Origin of the sequence: Ensifer oleiphilus (assembly GCF_013371465.1) — a bacterium.
GTDB classification, from domain to species: domain Bacteria; phylum Pseudomonadota; class Alphaproteobacteria; order Rhizobiales; family Rhizobiaceae; genus Ensifer; species Ensifer oleiphilus.
Map to the genome: position 1 here is coordinate 115,991 of NZ_JABWDU010000007.1, position 17,477 is coordinate 133,467.

The following is a 17,477-nucleotide window of genomic DNA, read 5'->3' on the forward strand; positions in this document are numbered from 1 at the left end:
GGAAAGTAGGCAAAGTCGGAATTGCCTTTAGGTGTTTTTTGCCAACGCGGAGATGACGGAGCGCTTGAGCTTGGCGAGTTCATCCATCAACACGCCGCTTTCCTTGGGCGAAAGGCCCGCAAACAGGTCGGAGATCCAGTCGGCATGGGTTGCAGCCATCTTCTCGAATTCGGCGCGGCCAAAGGGCGTCAGCGCGATCACTTGCACGCGCCGATCCGTCGGCAATGTGGTGCGGCTTATGTGGCCGCTCTCGGTGAGACGCTCCACCAGGACCGTTATGTTGCCGGGCGAGACCATCATGCGTTTAGAGACCTCGCCAAGCACCATGCCATCGGGCGCGCGCTCGAGCTGGGCCATCAGGTCGAAACGCGGCAGGGTCGAGTCGAATTCCTCCCGGAGCCGGCGGCGGATCTCGCTCTCGACCAGCGTCGAACAGGTGAGCAAGCGCAGCCATAACCTGAGCTCGGCGCGATGATCGCCGGGAGCTTCGAGTGCCTTGGTCTCGCCATCCACCCATTCCGGCGAAGTGTCGAACTTGTCTTCACCCATCATAACAACCGTCCGCTTCTTGTCCTGCACCCTCGCATCGGCGGGCAGTCGCCCGTCCCTTTGCTTTTAGAGACGTTTCCGGCTCTTGGACAGGCCGTCACGCTCCGTCATTTGGAAGCATGCCGCGGCCAGGAATGGTGCCCGGCTGGAGTGGCGCCATCCTCGGATTGGGCGTAGACGTTCACCGTAAAACCAATGTGGTCGGTCATGAGCTGTCGGGCGCGTTCGATGTCGCGGTCGAGCACCGCCTCCATTAGTTCGGTGTGATGCTCGATCGCCATGGCGTCCTCCAAGGCGGCGACCGCCTCTTCATATCCCTCGCTCATGCCTGCCGCCGCCCTCAATGTCGGGGCCAGACTGAGGAAGCGATGATGGCGGCGAAGCTGGTCGGAGATCGTTGCCTGAAACCGGGAAAGCCAGCTCGAGCGCGCTGCGCCGATCAGGGCGCTGTGGAAAGCGGCGTGTTTCTCGTCCCACTCGTCGATCTCGCTTTCAGAGACGTTTCCGACGGCAATCTTGCAGCGCGACAGCCGGTAGTGCGCTGTGACGACGGCGGACTCCCAGGCGCTGTCGCCTTTTTCGATCGACTCGATGAGCAGCGGTATCTCCACGACCAAACGGGCCCGGGTCAGGTCGTCGAGCGCCTCGCGCGAAACCGGTGCAACAGCGAAGCCGCGGTTGCTGATTGCCGTCACCAGCCCTTCGGCTTCCAGTCGCGACAGGGCTTCCCTCAGAGGCGTCCAGCCGATGCCGTAGTTTTCGCGCAGACCACTCAACTTCATCGGCGCACCCGGCTTGAGCCGCGTTGCCAGGATGTCGCGGCGCAGCAACCGGTAGGCCGATTCCGTTTTGGTCGACTGTTCGTGATCTTGCATCAAGTACCCTTAACGCCCGCGCCGTTGAGCTCAAATATATATAGTTCTGCCGAGAATTTGAAAATATATATATTTGTTTGACAAGAACTCTGACCGTCTCCATCATCCACGCACGCCGCCGAGGAGGGTGGCAAGCTCGTCAAATTCTGGGAGGGATGCATGAGCAAGAGAACGTGGCTTTCGGGATTGGTCGTCGCCGGCGCGCTGGCATGGGGAACGGGAACGGCCGCTGCCGATCCGATCCGCATCGGCATCGCTAATTTCGGCGAACACCCGCAATTGAGCGCGTCGATCGCCGGCTTCAAGAAGGCGCTGGCTGAAAACGGCTTCGTGGAAGGCACCGATGTCGTCTACACCGAAAGCCATACGAACTTCGATGCTTCGCTCGTGCCGCAGATGATTGCAAAGCTGCAGGCAGAACAGCCGAAGCTCGTCTATACGATCACCACACCCGTATCGCAGATCGCCAAGAAGGCGCTCGCCGGATCCGGCATCCCGGTCGTCTTTTCCGCCGTCACCGATCCGGTGGCAGCCAAGCTGGTTCCGTCCTGGGAGGTGGGCGACGACGGCATGACCGGAGCGACGGACCTTCAGGACGTGGCCGCCGTGATGGCCTTCACCCGCAAGCTCCTGCCGGAAGCCAAGCGCTTCGGCGTTCCCTATAATCCTGGTGAGGCGAACGACACGGCGCTGCTCGACAAGATCAAAGAGGCGGCACCCGCTGCCGGGTTCGAGGTCGTGGCCGTGGGCGTCGACAACGTCAACGACATCCAGCAGCGCATCGCTTCCTTCGCTGGCAAGGCCGACGTGATCTACACGCCTGCATCCAATCTGCTCCAGCCGGCGATCGGTGCTGTATCGGCGGCTGCACGCCAGACGCAGATCCCGATCGTCAATTCCGACGACGGTGCCGTGCGCGATGGCGTCGTGCCGGCGAGCTTTGCCGTCAACTACGAGCAGGTCGGCATGAATGCCGGCAAGATCGCCGCCGAAATCCTTGGGGGTAAGGACCCGAAGACGATCGCGCCGTCTCGTCCGGCCTATGAAGATCACGCACCGCTGATCTCGAAGAAGGCGGCGGCCGCTTTCGGCATCGAAGTGCCGGCGGCGCTCGCCACCGAGTGCAACTGCGTCGTCGACTGATTTCCAGTTGGTCTCAATAGTGACGGCGCCAAGAGCGCTGTCACTTCATCGGATTGGGGGGAGCCAATGCTGGAAATCAGATCGGCCCGCAAGGTCTTCTACAAGGGGCAAGCAGACGAGAAGGTCGCGCTCGACGGCCTCAGCCTCCGCCTCGCGACGGGCGAATTCGGCGTCGTCATAGGCTCGAACGGCGCCGGCAAGAGCAGCATGCTCAACGCAATTTCCGGCGCACTCGTGCTCGATGCGGGACAGGTTGTCATCAATGGCGACGACGTGACGGCTATGCCCGTCCACAAACGCGCGATGCGGCTCGCACGCGTCTTCCAGGACCCGATGCGCGGCACCGCAGCCAGCATGACGGTGGCGGAAAACATGTTGCTCGCCGACCTTCGCAGCAACAAGCGCACGCTCCGCCGTGGCCTCAACGCGACGCGGCTCGCGTCCTACAAGGAGCGGCTCTCTCTGCTGGGTCTCGGGCTGGAAAACCGCCTCGATACCCGTGTGGAACTGCTGTCGGGCGGCCAACGGCAATCGCTGTCCCTGATCATGGCCGTCGGTGGGAAGCCGGAACTGCTGCTGCTTGACGAACACACCGCAGCACTTGACCCGCGCACGGCCGATATCGTCATGCAGGCGACGATCCGCGCGGTCGAAGCCCTGAAGCTGACCACGCTGATGGTGACGCACAATATGCAGCACGCCGTAGATTTCGGCCACAAGGTCGTCATGCTCGATGCAGGACGCGTTCGCCTGGAGATCGACGGCAAGGACAAGGCCCAGACGACGGTGCCGGATCTGATCGGCCATTTCTCCGTCAAAACCGACCGCATGTTCCTGGCGAGTTGACGATCATGGATATCATTCAAAACATCATCTCGAGCTTCGTCTCGCTCGTTCCCGTCACGCTGGCGCAAAGCCTGATCCTCGCCTTCGTGGTGATGGGGATCATGATCCCGTTTCGCATGCTGAGCTTCCCGGATCTGACCAGCGAAGGCGCGTTCCCGCTCGGCGGCTGCGTCTGCGGCGTACTCATGGCGGCCGGCATGTCGCCATTGGCGGCGATTGCCATTGCCTTGGTGGCGGGCTTCGTTGCCGGCTGCTGCACCGCGTTCATTCACCTGCGCTTCCGGATCCACACGCTGCTCGCCGGCATCTTGATGATGACGATGCTCTATTCGATCAACCTGCGCATCATGGGCCGCTCGAACATCTCGGTCTTCGGAGCGCCGACGGTCTTTGACTGGGTGCCGGGGTTGCAACCGGGTTTCCCGGCAAGCAAAATCGCCGTGGCAGGCCTCATCGCGCTCGTCGTCTTCGTCCTGCTCTATCATTTCTTCCGGACGGAAAAGGGCACGGCTGTCCGCGCCGTCGGCGCGAACCCGGATATGGCGGAAGCCCAGGGCATCAATGTCTGGATGGCGACCATTGGCGGCGTCGGGCTTGCTGGCGCATTCTCGGCGGCCGGCGGCGCACTGATGGTGCAGTCGCAAGGCTTTGCCGACGTCAATATGGGGCTCGGCATCCTGATCAACGGGCTGGCTGCGCTGATGATCGGTGAAGCGATTGTCGGTAAACAAAGCGTGCTGCGCCAGCTCGCCGCTCCGTTCGTCGGTGCGGTCGTCTACTATCAGCTCGTCTCCCTCTGCCTGGCTGCCGGCATGCCGCCGCCGGATCTGAAGCTTGCGACGGGCCTGTTCGTTCTGGCCATGCTGGCTCTTCCGAGCCTCAAGCGAGGCCGTGGGCCGGCACCCGCCCGCGAAACCGTACGCGAATAAACGAGGACCGTTTCATGAGTGCTGTACCTGATCTTGCAGCGATCGAGGCTATGGATGCGGCCGACGTGCTGCGCCCGATGCGCGACCGCTTCATCCTGCCGCCGGGCCTCATCTATCTCGATGGCAACTCGCTCGGTGTTGCCTCGACCGCGGCCTTCGACGAACTCCGAAAGGCGGCAACCGAGGAATGGGGGCAGGATCTCATTCGCAGCTGGAACACGGCCGGGTGGTTCGACATGCCGCTCGCGCTCGGCGACCGTGTCGGGCGGCTGATCGGGGCTGCCGCCGGCCAGACCGTCGTTTGCGACACCACGTCGATCAATATCTACAAGACCCTGCATGCCGCCATGGCGCTCCGACCGGATCGTTCCATGATCGTCAGCGAAGGTGGCAGCTTCCCGACCGATCTCTACATGGCCGAGGGCGTGGTTTCGACGCGCCCCGGCGCCTCGTTGCGCCTCGAAGGGGTCGATGCGCCCGAGATCGAGGACCTGATCAACAGTGACGTGGCCGTGGTTCTGGTCAACCACGTCAACTACAAGTCCGGCGAACTCCGCGACATGGCGGCGCTGACGCGCAAGGCGCATGAGCACGGCGCGCTGGTCATCTGGGATCTCTGCCATACGGCCGGCGCCCTGCCGGTCGATCTCGACGGCGCCGATGTCGATTTCGCCGTCGGCTGCACCTACAAGTACCTGAACGGCGGGCCTGGGGCTCCTGCTTTCATCTATGCCGCGACGCGCCACCACAGCGATATCCGTCAGCCGCTCAGCGGCTGGTGGGGGCATGCTCGTCCCTTCGCCTTCGAGAAGAACTACGCCGCCGGCGAGGGGGTCCGCCGCTTTCTTTGCGGCACACAGCCGATCCTGTCGCTGCGGGCGCTCAAGGGCGCACTCGACGTCTGGGACACGGTCGACATGGCGCAGCTCCGCGAAAAGAGCATCCGGCTGACGGATCTCTTCATCACGCTTGTCGAAGAAAAATGCGGCGCTCACGGCCTCGAGCTCGAAAGCCCGCGCGACGGGACCAAGCGCGGAAGCCAGGTCTCGTTCAGCCATCCGAACAGCTATGAGATCATGCAGGCGCTGATTGCGCGCGGAGTCATTGGCGATTTCCGCGCACCCACCACGATGCGGTTCGGCTTCACACCGCTCTACGTCAGCTATGCCGACGTCTGGCAGGCGGTGGCCATTCTTGAAGAGATCCTACGCACCGGTTCGTGGCAGGATGCGCGTTTTGCCGTTCGCGCCGCCGTGACCTGATCTCCATATTTTCTGAGACTGCGGGCGGTCTGCTTCCTGCAGTCTCAAGTCGGATCATAAGTCTCACTCGGCGTGACTGAGCGTCGGGCAGCCGTAACAGGGGACGTTCACAATGATCGCGCCACACCGCCCGACGCCCGCCGAAATCGTTGAGGCTCGCGAGTGCATTGCTCCCCACGTCCCGCGCACGCCCTTGGTCCGGCTCGACCTCGGGCTTGCGGACCGGCAGATTTTCCTGAAGCTGGAGACCCTCTCTCCGATCGGCGCCTTCAAACTGCGCCCGGCATTGAACGCCGTGCTTTCGCGTGATCCCACGGCTTTGCGCAATGGCGTGGCGGTCACAAGCTCCGACAACATGGCCTACGGCATGGCCTGGGCCGCGCGCCTGATCGGCGTGCCGATGGTCGCCTACATGTATCGCGGCGCGCCGCAGACCAAAATCGACGGTGTGCGGGACCTTGGTGGCGAGGTACGCTTCGTGAGCGCGGAGACCTGGTGGGACTATATTGTTGGTGCGGACCGGCCCGATGCGCCGGAATTGCTGATCAATCCGGTGACCAATCAGGCGGTGCTGGCCGGAAACGGCTCCATCGGCATGGAAATCCTCGAGGATCTGCCTGAGGTCAATGTGGTGTTCACGCCTTATGGCGGCGGCAGCATGACGACGGGGGTCGCCAGCGCCGTGAAAGCCACGTCCGACCGTTGCCGCGTTTTTGCGGTCGAAGACGACAGCGCCGCCCCGGTATGCGCGGCCCTGGAGGCCGGGCGGATCGTGACCATCGAGACCAGACCGTCGTTCATCAAGAGCATCGGGGCTCCCTCTTTGGTACCGCAGCTTTGGCCGGTTGCACGCGAACTGATCGACGGCGCCATCGCGATCAGCCCGGCCCAGGTGACCGACGCGATGCGGCTGCTGTTCAGGAAAGCGAAGATCGTCGCCGAAGGTGCGGGGGCTGCGTCGCTCGCCGCCGCGATCTCGCGACCGGATCTCAAAGGAAACATTGTCTGCGTGATCTCGGGCGGCAACATTGACGCTGCAGCCTATTCGACCGTCCTTGCCGGCGGCATTCCCGCGGCCTGAACCGACGAACTCAGATCCCGAGATAGCGGTCCTGAAGTGCCGGCGTCAACGTTGCCGGTGATCCCGTGAACACGGTGACGCCCTTTTCCAGCACGAAGCAGCGGTCGGCGACGGGCAGCAGTTCGGAAAGCGTCTTGTCGACGACGAGGATCGATTGGCCCGCCGCCTTGAGCGTGCGGATTGCAGACCAGATGTCCTGCCGGATAACCGGCGCAAGCCCCTCGGTTGCCTCGTCGAGAATGAGTAGTCTGGGATTGGTCATCAGCGCCCTGCCGATCGCAAGCATCTGCTGTTCGCCGCCCGAGAGCGTGTTGGCGTATTGGTCGCGGCGCTCGCCGAGTCTTGGGAAAAGTGCGACGACCTTCTCCAAGGTCCACTCCGTCCCGCGAGCGGTGGCAACGAGATTTTCCATGACGGTGAGATTGGGAAAGCAGCGCCGTCCCTCGGGCACAAGCCCAAGACCGAGCCTGGCAATGCGATGCGATCGCAGTCCGAAGATCGACTTGCCGGCGAAGGTGATAGCGCCCGAGCGCGGGCGCACGAGGCCGAGGATCGAGTTGATCGTCGTGGTCTTGCCCATGCCGTTGCGGCCCATGAGGGCGACAACTTCGCCCTCCCGCACATCGAGGTCGACGCCGAAGAGCGCCTGGGAAGCGCCGTAGAAGGTCTCGAGGCCTTTCAGTGCGAGCAGGCTCACGCGGTTTCTCCAAGATAGGCCCGGCGAACGTCGGGATCGCTGCGGATTTCATCGACGGTGCCGCTCGCGATAATGCGGCCGTAGACGAGCACGGATACCCGGTCCGCCAGCGCAAAGACCGCATCCATGTCGTGTTCGACGAGCAGCATTGGCGCTTGGTGGCGCAACTCGTCGAGGAAGGACGTCAGCCGCTTGGAACCCTCCGGTCCCATGCCGGCCATCGGTTCGTCGAACAGAAAAGCCCTTGGCGAAAGCGCCAGCGCTATGGCGATCTCCAGCTGCCGGCGTTCGCCGTGCGACAGTTCCGCTGCCGGCACGTGGGCACGGGTTGCAAGCCCAACCCGCTCCAGCATCGCCATCGCCGGTTCGGTCAGGGTCTTGTCGTCGGTAACCTGGCGGAAGAAGCGGAAGCTGCTGCCTTGCCTTGCCTGCACCGCCAGCATCACATTGCGCAGGGCCGAGAATTCCTGCGCGAGAGAGGAAATCTGGAAGCTGCGGGCAAGGCCGAGCCGGGCACGGGCGGCCATGTCCAGCCCGCCGATATCGCGACCGAGAAACCGGATCGTGCCGCTGTCGGCTTTGAGCGAGCCGGCGATCTGGTGGATGAGGGTGCTCTTTCCGGCGCCATTCGGGCCGATCAGTGCATGGATCTGTCCCGGCCGAAGCTCGAGACTGACCCCATCGGTCGCCTTCAGGGCGCCGAAGGATTTTCTGAGATCGTGGATTTCGAGGACTGGCTCAGACATGACGCGGCTTTCCGCAGAGCAGGCCGAGCAATCCGCCGCGCGCAAAGAGCACGATGCCGAGCAGGATGAGGCCAAGGAAGAATTGCCAACGCTCGGTGATGCCGCCGAGCACGTATTCGAAGAACACGAAGATCATGGCGCCGGCGACCGGCCCGAACAGCCGACCCTTGCCGCCGAGGATGATGAGCACGATCAGTTCGCCCGACATGTGCCAGGACAGCATCGACGGGCCGACGAAGCGATTGAGGTCGGCATAGAGCGCGCCGGCAAAGCCGGTGATCATGGCGGAGGCGGCGAAGGCGACGAGGCGAATACTGAAGGGCGCGATGCCAACGGCGGCAAGGCGCGTTCCGTTCTGCCGCGCCGCCTGCAATGCGCTGCCGAAGCGTGAGCCCTCGATTATGCGAAACAGAAGAAGCGCGCCCATGAGGGCCGCGTAGCAGATGAGGAAATAGGGCAGGGGCTTGGCGGTGTTGACACCGGGAAAGGCGTTGCGCATCGACAGCGACAGGCCGTCCTCGCCACCATAGGCAGGCCAGGAGATGGCGAAGTAGTAGATCATCTGCGCGAAGGCGAGCGTGATCATGATGAAATAGACACCTGACGTGCGCAGGCTGATCGCTCCGATCGGCAGTGCGACGAGGCCGGCGACCGCCACCGCCGTCATCCAGATGAGCGGCATCGAAGTCGTGCCGGGAATATCGGCAAACAGCGGTTCGGCATTGAAGGCGTGGGTCGCCAGAATGCCGGCGACATAGCCGCCGAGGCCGAAGAAGGCAGCGTGTCCGAAGGACAGGAGCCCGCCAAGCCCGAGTGCCAAATTGAGGCCGACGGCGGCGAGCGCGAGCACGACGACACGGGTCGCAAGCGTCACGTAAAAGGGTTCGCCCATGCCGGCGGCGACAAGCGGCGCGCCGAGAAGCAGAAGGGCGAGGAGGAGATTGACCGTGGTCTCGCGGCTCATGGGCATCTCACGAATGCGCCGAAAACAGGCCGCTCGGCCGGAAGGCAAGGATGAGGGCCATCACGACATAGATCAGCATCGAGGCGAGTGCCGCACCGATGGTGGTCGCCTGCGACGCGGGCATGGTCAATGCGAGCAGGGATGGAAGCAGGAAGCGCCCCATGGTGTCGACGACGCCGACAATGACCGCGCCGACGAGGGCGCCCTTTATGGAGCCGATGCCTCCGATGACGATGACGACGAAGGCGAGGATGAGAACCGGCTCGCCCATCCCGACCTGAACCGACTGCAGGGCGCCGACCAGAGCGCCGGCAAGGCCCGCTAGTGCTGCGCCGAGCGCAAAGACGACCGTATAAAGCGTGCCTATGTCGACACCGAGCGCCCCGATCATTTCGCGATCGGACTCACCGGCGCGAATGCGCATGCCGAGTCGGGTCCTGGAAATCAACAGATAGAGGCCTGCGGCCACGACGACACCGACGCCGATGATCGCCAGCCGATAGAGCTGGTATTGGCCGCCGCCCGGCAAGGCCACCGCGCCTTGAAGTTGGGGCGGTATGTCGAGATAGAGCGGGAAAGAGCCGAAGAGCCAGCGTGCGCCTTCAGAAAGGATGAGGATCAGCGCGAAGGTTGCGAGGACCTGGTCGAGATGGTCGCGGTCGTAGAGTCTGCGAATGACGGCAACCTCGATGATCGCTCCGACGCCGGCGGCAGCCGCCAGGCTGGCGATCAGCCCGATCCAGAACGAGCCGGTCGCGGCAGCGACCGTGGCGCAGGCAAAGGCGCCGATCATGTAGAGCGAGCCATGGGCGAGATTGATCAGGCCCATGACGCCGAAGATCAGCGTCAGGCCCGCGGCCATCAGAAACAGCATGACGCCGAGCTGAAGCCCGTTGAGCAGTTGTTCGATCAGGAGTGTTGTGAACAAGAGGACGGTCCAAGCTTCATGTCGGGATGGCGAGGCCTATCGACCGGATGCCGGCTTTCAAACCGAGCACCCGGCAGACAAAAGGCACGCGCGGTTACATCGCGCACTTCTCGGCGTAGGCGTCCTTGTGATGCTCGAAGGCGGTCGCGATGATCTTGTTGGTCAGCACGCCATCATCTTCTTTCACCACCTCGCGGATATAGACATTCTGGATCGGGTGGTTGTTGTTGTTGAAGGCGAACTCGCCGCGAACGGACTTGAAGTCCGCCGCCTTGAGGGCCGCGCGGAAAGCGTCCTTGTCCTTGACATCAGCCTTCGACAGGGCAGCCAGGATCAGGTTTGCCGTATCCCAGCTCTGTGCTGCATAGATCGACGGCAGGCGCTTGTACTCGGCCTTGAAAGCGTCGACGAACTTCTTGTTGGCCTCGTTGTCGAGATCCTTGGACCAGGTCGCGGAGTTCTTGACGCCGATCGCCGCATCGCCGATCGCCGGTAGAACGTCCTGGCTGAAGGAGAAACCGGGGCCTGTGACCGGAATGCCGACGCCCGACTGGGCATATTGCTTCATGAAGGCGATGCCCATGCCGCCGGGCAGGAAGAAATAGACGCTATCGGCACCCGACGCGCGGATCTGGGCGATTTCGGCGGCATAGTCGGTCTGGCCGACCTGCGTGTAGATCTCGCCGGCCAGCGCGCCCTTGTAGTAGCGCTTGAAGCCGGTCAGCGCATCTTTTCCGGCCGGATAGTTCGGCGCGAGGATAAAGGCGTTCTTGTAGTCCTTGTTGGCGTATTGCCCCATCGCCTCGTGGAAATTGTCGTTCTGATAGGCGACGTTGAAATAGTTTGGGTTGCAGTTCGCGCCCGCAAGCGCCGAAGGTCCGGCATTGGGCGAAAGATAGATCACGTCCTGCGCGACCGTGTTCGGAACGACAGCCATGGCGAGGTTCGACCAGATGATCCCGGTCATCAGGTCGACCTTGTCGCCCTGGATCATCTTCTCGGCGATCTGCACCGCAAGTTCCGGCTTCTGGGCGTCGTCCTCGATCACCAGCTCCACGTCCTTGTTGCCCGATTGCTTCATCGCCAGCGTGAAGGCGTCGCGCATGTCGATGCCGAGACCGGCGCCGCCGCCCGAAAGCGTGGTGATGACGCCGATTTTGACCGGCTCGGCGTAGGCAAGGCTCGATGTTGCAAGCGAAAGGCCAAAAACGCTCGCTGCCAGAATGCGGTTCATGCTTTTCCTCCTTGTAGATTCCCTTTTAGATTGTGTTCTATCAGAGACCGGTGCGCACATGCCAGAGCTCGGGGAAGAGTTCGACTTCGAGCATCTTTCTAAGATAGGACGCGCCGGATGTCCCCCCGGTTCCGCGTTTCATGCCGATGATGCGCTCGACCGTGGTCACATGGTTGAAACGCCAACGGCGGAAATAGTCTTCAAAATCAACAAGCTTCTCGGCCAGCTCATAGAGCATCCAGTAGCGCTCCGGATCGCGGTAGACGATTTGCCAGGCCGCAAAGACCTTGTCGCTATCAGCGCGCGTCTCGCTCCAATCGGTCCTGTTCGCTTCCTCTCCGACGTCAAACCCCTTGCGGGACAAGAGCCGGATCGCCTCGTCATAGAGCGATGGTGCGGCAAGGATCGTCTTCAGCTTCTCCATTATGTCAGGTCGATGAGCGTGCGGGCCGAGCATGGCGACGTTGCGATTGCCGGCGAGAAACTCGATTGCCCGGTATTGCCACGACTGGAAGCCCGAGGATTGCCCGAGGGATTCGCGGAATTGCGTGTATTCGCTGGGGGTCATCGTGCGGAGCACGTCCCAGGCGCTGTTCAACTGTTCGAAGATGCGGGCAACGCGCGTCAGCATCTTGAAGGCCGGCTCCAGCCGGTCTTGCCGGATCGAGCGGACAGCCGCATTGATCTCGTGCAACGCGAGCTTCATCCAAAGCTCCGACGTCTGGTGCTGGATGATGAACAGCATCTCGTCATGCGCCTTCGACAGCGGCTCCTGTGCGTCGAGGACTTTTTCCAGCATCAGGTAGTCGCTGTAGGACATGCGTCCCTTGAACGACATCTGGGCGCCTTCTTTCGAAGGGTCGTATGAATTGCTCATGTTTTAGGTCTCCGACCGCAATCGGAACCGCTGGATCTTGCCCGTAGCTGTTTTCGGCAAGCTTTCCAGGAATTTGACCGATCGGGGATACTTGTAGGGCGCAATTGTCGCCTTCACGTGGTCCTGCAGGCATTTGATCATCGCGTCATTTGCCGATACCCCAGCAGAAAGCACGACATAAGCCTCGACGATCTGGCCACGCTCGGCGTCGGGCGCACCGACGACAGCGCATTCGGCGACTGCGGGATGAGAGATCAAGGCCGCTTCGACCTCCGGGCCGGCGATGTTGTAGCCGGCGGTGATGATCATGTCGTCTGAGCGGGCGGCGAAATGGAAGAAGCCGTCTTCGTCCTGGTAGAAGGCGTCACCCGTCAGGTTCCAGCCGTCGCGGACATAGTCGCGCTGGCGGGCGTCCGACATGTAGCGGCAGCCGGTTGGGCCGCGCACGGCAAGCCTGCCAATCGTGCCACGGGGAACCTCGCGCATTTCGTCGTCGACGATCCGCGCTTCGTAACCACCGACGGGCTTGCCTGTCGAGGCGGCCTTGCGATCCTCGAAACGGTTGGAAATGAAGATGTGCAACATTTCGGTCGCGCCGATCCCGTCGAGGATCGGCTTGCCCGTCTTTGCCGTCCATTCATCGAAGACGGGGCCGGGCAGCGTTTCACCGGCCGAGATCGCGACCCGCAGGGATGAAAGATCGGCGCCATTGTCCATCGCCTTCATCATGGCACGATAGGCGGTTGGCGCGGTGAACGAGATCGTAGCCCTGTATTTCTCGATGATCTCCACCATGTTGGCCGGAGTCGCGTGCTCGAGCAGCGTTGCCGCCGCCCCGAAACGCAAGGGGAAGATGGCAAGGCCACCGAGACCGAAGGTGAAGGCGAGCGGCGGCGAGCCGACGAAGACGTCGTCGGGCGTGACCTCCAGAACCTCTTTGCCATAGCCGTCGGCGATCATCATCAGGTCGCGGTGGAAATGCATCGTCGCCTTCGGGATCCCGGTCGTTCCGGAGGTGAAGCCGAGCAGCGCCACGTCATCCCGGCCCGTGTTGACGGCCTCGAAGACGACCGGCTTGTCGAGCGCGACCCGGTCGAGTTCGGCATCGTGGTTGGCGGTGCCGTCGAAGCCAATGACCTGCTTTAGGTAACGGCTGTCTTTCGCGCAGGCGATCATGTCGTCCATCAGACGCGTGTCGCATAGCGCCAGACTGACCTCTGCCTTGTCGACGATCTTCGTCAATTCGCCGGCCCTGAGCATCGGCATGGTGTTGACGACGACGGCGCCGGCCTTGGTGGCAGCCAGCCAGCAGGCGACCATGGCCGGATTGTTGGCGGACCGGATCAGCACGCGATTGCCGGGCCTGACGCCGTAGTTCTCGACCAGCGCATGCGCCAGCCGGTTCGTCCAGTCTGACAATTCCTTGTAGGTCCGGCGGCGCCCGTTGCCGATCAGCGCGGTATGGTCGCCAAAACCCCTTGCAACGACGGCGTCCGTCAGTTCGACGGCAGCGTTGAGATGATCCGGATATTCGAATCCTTCGAGAAGGAATTCCGGCCACTCTTCCGATGGTGGCAGATGATCGCGTGTGAACGTATCGACGTGCGAGGTCGGTCCAAGCATGTGGCGGCTGTTCCCTTGTTCAGTTCCTGCCTGTTGCTCAGGCATTTTTCAAAGCCGGCTTAAAGTTCGTGCGGTCGTGCGAACAGGGCGCAAGCATCGCCGCATCGTTGCCGATGGGCCGCGCCGCCGCTGCGACGGTTCCAATTGTTCGTGATGGGCACAGCGAGACCTCCACTTCTCGGCTGAACATGGGGCAGCATCGCACCAGTCTAAAATTATTTCAAGCCTAAAGTTTTTTCGAATCTCGCCATTGCGTTTGTTGATGAGGCGGGTGATTTCTATGCTCGGGGAGACATGAACGGGAGGATTTTGTCGATGTTGGAGCATTACGTTTCGGACTGGAACGATGCCTACGCCAACGGTGCGAACATCGCACGCGGCGACCGGTGGCCGGACGCGTGGGTTGGGCCGTCCGAGGCATTCCGCAACGCGCGCTCGGCGTCGGGACTTGCGAAACTTGACCTTGCCTATGGCGAGCGCCCCAGGAACCGCATGGACCTGTTCTTCCCCGATGGCCCGACCAAGGGTTTGGTCGTCTTCGTGCACGGAGGGTTCTGGTTGCAGCTCGACAAGAGCTTTTGGTCGCATCTGGCCAGCGGTACCATCGCCAGCGGTTATGCCGTTGCCATGCCGTCCTATACACTCTGCCCGGAGATCCGAATTGGGGGGATCGTCGAGGAGATAGCCGCGGCAGTCTGCGAGGCTTCGATATTCGTCGAGGGTCCGTTGATGCTGGCCGGTCACTCGGCAGGCGGCCATCTTGTCAGCCGGATGATCACGGCAACTGCTCCGCTCTCGCCGCACACCCAGGGGCGGATCCGCAACGTCGTCTCGATCTCCGGCGTTCATGACCTGCGCCCGATCATGTCGACGGCAATGAACGAGAGGCTGGCGATCGACGAGGCCGAGGCGCTTTCGCAGAGCCCGGCATTGCTGCGACCCATGCCCAATGCCCGCATCACTTGCTGGGTCGGTGGCGGCGAGCGCTCGGAATTCCTTCGCCAGAACGCGTTGCTTGCCAATATCTGGACGGGACTGGGCGCAACAACGGCGAGCGTCGTGGAGCCCGACAGGCATCACTTCAACGTCATCGATGGCCTTGCCGACGCCAGACATCCGATGACTCGGGCTCTGCTTTCGGCGTGAAAAGCCGTGAACGTTGCCTAAAGAGCCAACTCCGACGCCCGGCAAACCGGGCATAGAGGTCACGATGCGGCAAAAGGGTCGATTGGCATCCCAGGGAAAGGGCCCGAAACGCTGGAACGCGGTTGTGGGCCGAACAGTTCTCGGTCCTCGTCGTTCTTCTCCGCGAGGCTGTTCTGACCACTGATACCCATCCTACGCGGGTGGGTGGGCCGCGTCGTTTCCACTTCTGTCCGGCCGAGGGAAATGGGATCGGATTCGTTCCTCAAGACAACCGATCTCGCAAACGTCGGTCGGTCCTCTCAAGGCGAGGGGACGATAGTCGCATAGTTTCTCGCACTCAGCGGAACGTCTGTATCGATGGTTTCCTGCCGCCATCTCACCGTGCAAAGCAAACAGGCGCACTGGATGCGAATTATCTGAACAATTCCGGGCGCGGACACTCAACCATCCCTTCGCCAACTTTGACCCATTCTGTGCGATGACTCAGGTCGCCAATCCGATCAAGACCGCCGCTTCGCGATATCGGGCGATGACGTCGGGCGTGAAATGGAACGCGTCGAGGAAGTTATCCGTTCGGTAATCCGGGTTCTGGAGACGGATGCGGGCAGCATAGTTGCGAGCTTCACCGATACGCCCGGATAATGCGAGACAATGGGCGGCAATCGCCAGGATGTGGACATGCGCATTCGGGCGGGCCGCCGCCTTGACGGCCCATTCTGCGGCTTCCTCGAAGGCGTCCAGGCGGATGAGTGCGATTGCCCGGGTGCCGAGCATGCCGAAAAGCAGGGGATCGTAGGGGCTCAAGAGCCGCGAATGATCGGATGCGGCGATCGCAGCTTGGGGGTCTCCGGACTGCGAGTGTACGAAGGCGAGCGCATAGTGACCGAGGGCAAAGTTGGGGCTCAGATGGATGGAGTGCTCCAATTCGCGCACCGCCTGGTCGTGGTCGCCCGTCAGCCATAGGGCGCGGCCCATCGACCAATGCGCAGCGGGATTCTGGTCGTCGACCAACAGGCTCTGCCCGGCCGCCTTCAGCGCCTCCTTAGCCTCGGCATCGCGGTCGCCCCAGCGCTGGAATGCCCTTTGCCAGTGGGTGAAGGAGAGCCCCGCGTGCGCCCGCGAGAATGTCGGATCAAGGCGGGTCGACAGGCGGAAGAATTCGGTCGCACGCGCGTTTTCCTCGGCCGTGAAGCGAAACATGTGCCAGAGGCCGCGGTGATATGCCTCCCAGGCGTCGAGCGAATCGGGATGCTTCAGGATGGCTCGGTTGCGCTCCTCGTTCTCGATTTCGGCGGCGATCGACTGGACGATGCTGTTACCGACCTCTTCGAGGAGCGTGAAGCGCTCGGCGGAGCGGGCCTCGAACCGTTCCGTCCAGACGATATGAGCGGTCGCCGCCTCGGCGACTTCAACGGTCACTCCGACGAGGTGGTCATGCTGCTCCAGGAAGCCGGTCGCGATATAGTCGACGCCGAGCCGGCGGCCGATTTCCTGCAACTCCAGCCCCTCGCCGGCGATCGCAAACACGGAGCCACGGGCAATGACGAAGAGGCTGCGCAAGCGTGCCAGTTTGCTGATGACGTCATGCGTTATCGCGCCCCCGAGACCGTGTCGCTCCGCCGGCTCTGCAGCAAGTTCGCAGAACGGCATAACAGCGATGGAGGCGCGGCGCGCGGCCGTCACTTGGACCGGCTTGGCAAGTGCCCCAACGCCTTCAGAAACGATCGTAACGGCCGGTTGCCGGGCTAAGCGCCTGAGGTGCTCCCATGCCTCACGGATCGGCGCAAAATCCTCGCCCTCGTCGGCAAAGAGGCGCGCCGCGGCCTCAAGATGTCGGTTGCAGGCATCGGTCATCCGCTTTTGGCACAGCTCCTCCAGGAAACGAACATTCGCCTCTGCGTCGAGTGGCGCGAAGTGGAGCCATTGCCGGGCCGCCGGCAAGCCATCCTCGCCGCCGACGGGTGTCTTCTTGACTATTTCCGCTGCGGCCTCCAGCCCATAAAGACGAAATTCGCTCCTGCGCGATGTCAGCCAGTGGTTGAACGCGGGGCAACTGTCGATGTCGGCTCCTTCGAGGAGATCGACGCTGCATCGCTCGGCGATCGTTCGCAACGCCGCGAGATCGAGGTTTTCAACGCCACGGCGCCTTTTCTCCATGAGATGTCGCGCGTCAACGTCACAGCCATCCAGGTCGAGCGAAATCCGGTCATCGGCGGCGATCACGCGCCTGCGGCCGTCCGTGTCCATGAGCAAGCGGAGCTTGCTCAGGCTCCAGCGCAATTCACCGCGCGGGTCATTCGGGAGTTCCCAGAGTAGATCACAGAGCCGCTCGCGCGGAACGGAACCGGGCGCGAGTGCCAGATAGGCGAGCAGCGCGCGGACCTTGCGCGACGGCGGCAAGGTCACGGCCACGCCGTGGCGCATGAGCGTCATCGGTCCGAGGAGCCGTAGTTCCAGCTCCTGCGCCGAAAAAACCACGCTTGGACCATCCGTTTCCATGCGCACTCCCACGCGAGCTCCCACGCGGGCACTTTAGCATCCATGGCGCAACCAAGCATCCGGAAGTGTGAGAGGTTT

General features: G+C 62.5%; 16 protein-coding genes. 6 read left to right on the top strand and 10 right to left on the bottom strand.

Annotated features, from left to right (window positions below; genetic code table 11):
- Window positions 1–27 precede the first annotated feature (27 nt).
- Together HT585_RS23580 and HT585_RS23585 are read right to left on the bottom strand one after the other, a co-directional pair.
- Window positions 28–552, bottom strand: a complete 525-nt coding sequence (locus tag HT585_RS23580) for a MarR family winged helix-turn-helix transcriptional regulator (RefSeq protein WP_246707876.1) — start codon at window positions 550–552, stop codon at window positions 28–30.
- 104 nt (window positions 553–656) lie between these two features.
- Window positions 657–1,424, bottom strand: a complete 768-nt coding sequence (locus HT585_RS23585; RefSeq protein WP_176355235.1) for a GntR family transcriptional regulator — start codon at window positions 1,422–1,424, stop codon at window positions 657–659.
- A gap of 159 nt (window positions 1,425–1,583) precedes the next feature.
- On the opposite strand from HT585_RS23585, the gene HT585_RS23590 reads away from it, so the two are divergent.
- The 5 genes from HT585_RS23590 (at window position 1,584) to HT585_RS23610 (ending at window position 6,685) form a co-directional block, all read left to right on the top strand.
- Window positions 1,584–2,567, top strand: coding sequence for an ABC transporter substrate-binding protein (locus tag HT585_RS23590; protein ID WP_176355236.1), 984 nt, complete (start codon window positions 1,584–1,586; stop codon window positions 2,565–2,567).
- Between the two features lie 66 nt (window positions 2,568–2,633).
- Window positions 2,634–3,413: an ABC transporter ATP-binding protein gene (locus HT585_RS23595; RefSeq protein ID WP_176355237.1), complete on the top strand. Its 780-nt coding sequence runs from the start codon at window positions 2,634–2,636 to the stop codon at window positions 3,411–3,413.
- Window positions 3,414–3,418: 5 nt separating this feature from the next.
- Window positions 3,419–4,342, top strand: a complete 924-nt coding sequence (locus tag HT585_RS23600) for an ABC transporter permease (RefSeq protein ID WP_176355238.1) — start codon at window positions 3,419–3,421, stop codon at window positions 4,340–4,342.
- Between the two features lie 14 nt (window positions 4,343–4,356).
- Complete coding sequence (kynU, locus tag HT585_RS23605) at window positions 4,357–5,604, top strand: kynureninase (protein ID WP_176355239.1); 1,248 nt, start codon at window positions 4,357–4,359, stop codon at window positions 5,602–5,604.
- A 112-nt stretch (window positions 5,605–5,716) separates the two neighbouring features.
- On the top strand, window positions 5,717–6,685 hold the full coding sequence (locus tag HT585_RS23610; RefSeq protein WP_176355240.1) for a threonine ammonia-lyase: 969 nt from the start codon (window positions 5,717–5,719) through the stop codon (window positions 6,683–6,685).
- Between the two features lie 10 nt (window positions 6,686–6,695).
- Here HT585_RS23610 and HT585_RS23615 read toward each other — a convergent pair whose 3' ends face one another.
- The 7 genes from HT585_RS23615 to HT585_RS23645 form a co-directional block, all read right to left on the bottom strand.
- A complete protein-coding gene (locus tag HT585_RS23615; RefSeq protein WP_176355241.1) occupies window positions 6,696–7,382 on the bottom strand; it encodes an ATP-binding cassette domain-containing protein in 687 nt (228 codons plus the stop codon).
- On the bottom strand, window positions 7,379–8,128 hold the full coding sequence (locus HT585_RS23620) for an ABC transporter ATP-binding protein (protein ID WP_176355242.1): 750 nt from the start codon (window positions 8,126–8,128) through the stop codon (window positions 7,379–7,381). Before HT585_RS23620 ends, HT585_RS23615 begins: the two co-directional genes overlap by 4 nt.
- Window positions 8,121–9,092 carry a branched-chain amino acid ABC transporter permease gene (locus tag HT585_RS23625; protein WP_176355243.1) on the bottom strand — a complete coding sequence of 324 codons (972 nt, stop codon included), beginning with the start codon at window positions 9,090–9,092 and terminating at the stop codon, window positions 8,121–8,123. Before HT585_RS23625 ends, HT585_RS23620 begins: the two co-directional genes overlap by 8 nt.
- Window positions 9,093–9,099: 7 nt before the next feature.
- Window positions 9,100–10,020 (bottom strand): branched-chain amino acid ABC transporter permease, encoded by a 921-nt coding sequence (locus tag HT585_RS23630; RefSeq protein WP_176355244.1) that lies wholly within the window; start codon window positions 10,018–10,020, stop codon window positions 9,100–9,102.
- Window positions 10,021–10,114: 94 nt separating this feature from the next.
- Entirely contained in the window at window positions 10,115–11,254 is a 1,140-nt protein-coding gene (locus tag HT585_RS23635; RefSeq protein WP_176355245.1) for an ABC transporter substrate-binding protein, read from the bottom strand.
- Between the two features lie 40 nt (window positions 11,255–11,294).
- Window positions 11,295–12,131 (bottom strand): tryptophan 2,3-dioxygenase, encoded by an 837-nt coding sequence (gene kynA / locus HT585_RS23640; RefSeq protein WP_176355246.1) that lies wholly within the window; start codon window positions 12,129–12,131, stop codon window positions 11,295–11,297.
- 3 nt (window positions 12,132–12,134) lie between these two features.
- Entirely contained in the window at window positions 12,135–13,754 is a 1,620-nt protein-coding gene (locus HT585_RS23645) for an AMP-binding protein (protein WP_176355247.1), read from the bottom strand.
- A gap of 315 nt (window positions 13,755–14,069) precedes the next feature.
- Here HT585_RS23645 and HT585_RS23650 point away from each other — a divergent pair, with 315 nt between their 5' ends.
- A complete protein-coding gene (locus HT585_RS23650; RefSeq protein WP_176355248.1) occupies window positions 14,070–14,900 on the top strand; it encodes an alpha/beta hydrolase in 831 nt (276 codons plus the stop codon).
- A gap of 483 nt (window positions 14,901–15,383) precedes the next feature.
- On the opposite strand, the gene HT585_RS23655 is transcribed toward HT585_RS23650, so the two are convergent.
- Complete coding sequence (locus tag HT585_RS23655) at window positions 15,384–17,399, bottom strand: transcriptional regulator (RefSeq protein WP_176355249.1); 2,016 nt, start codon at window positions 17,397–17,399, stop codon at window positions 15,384–15,386.
- Between the last annotated feature and the right edge of the window lie 78 nt (window positions 17,400–17,477).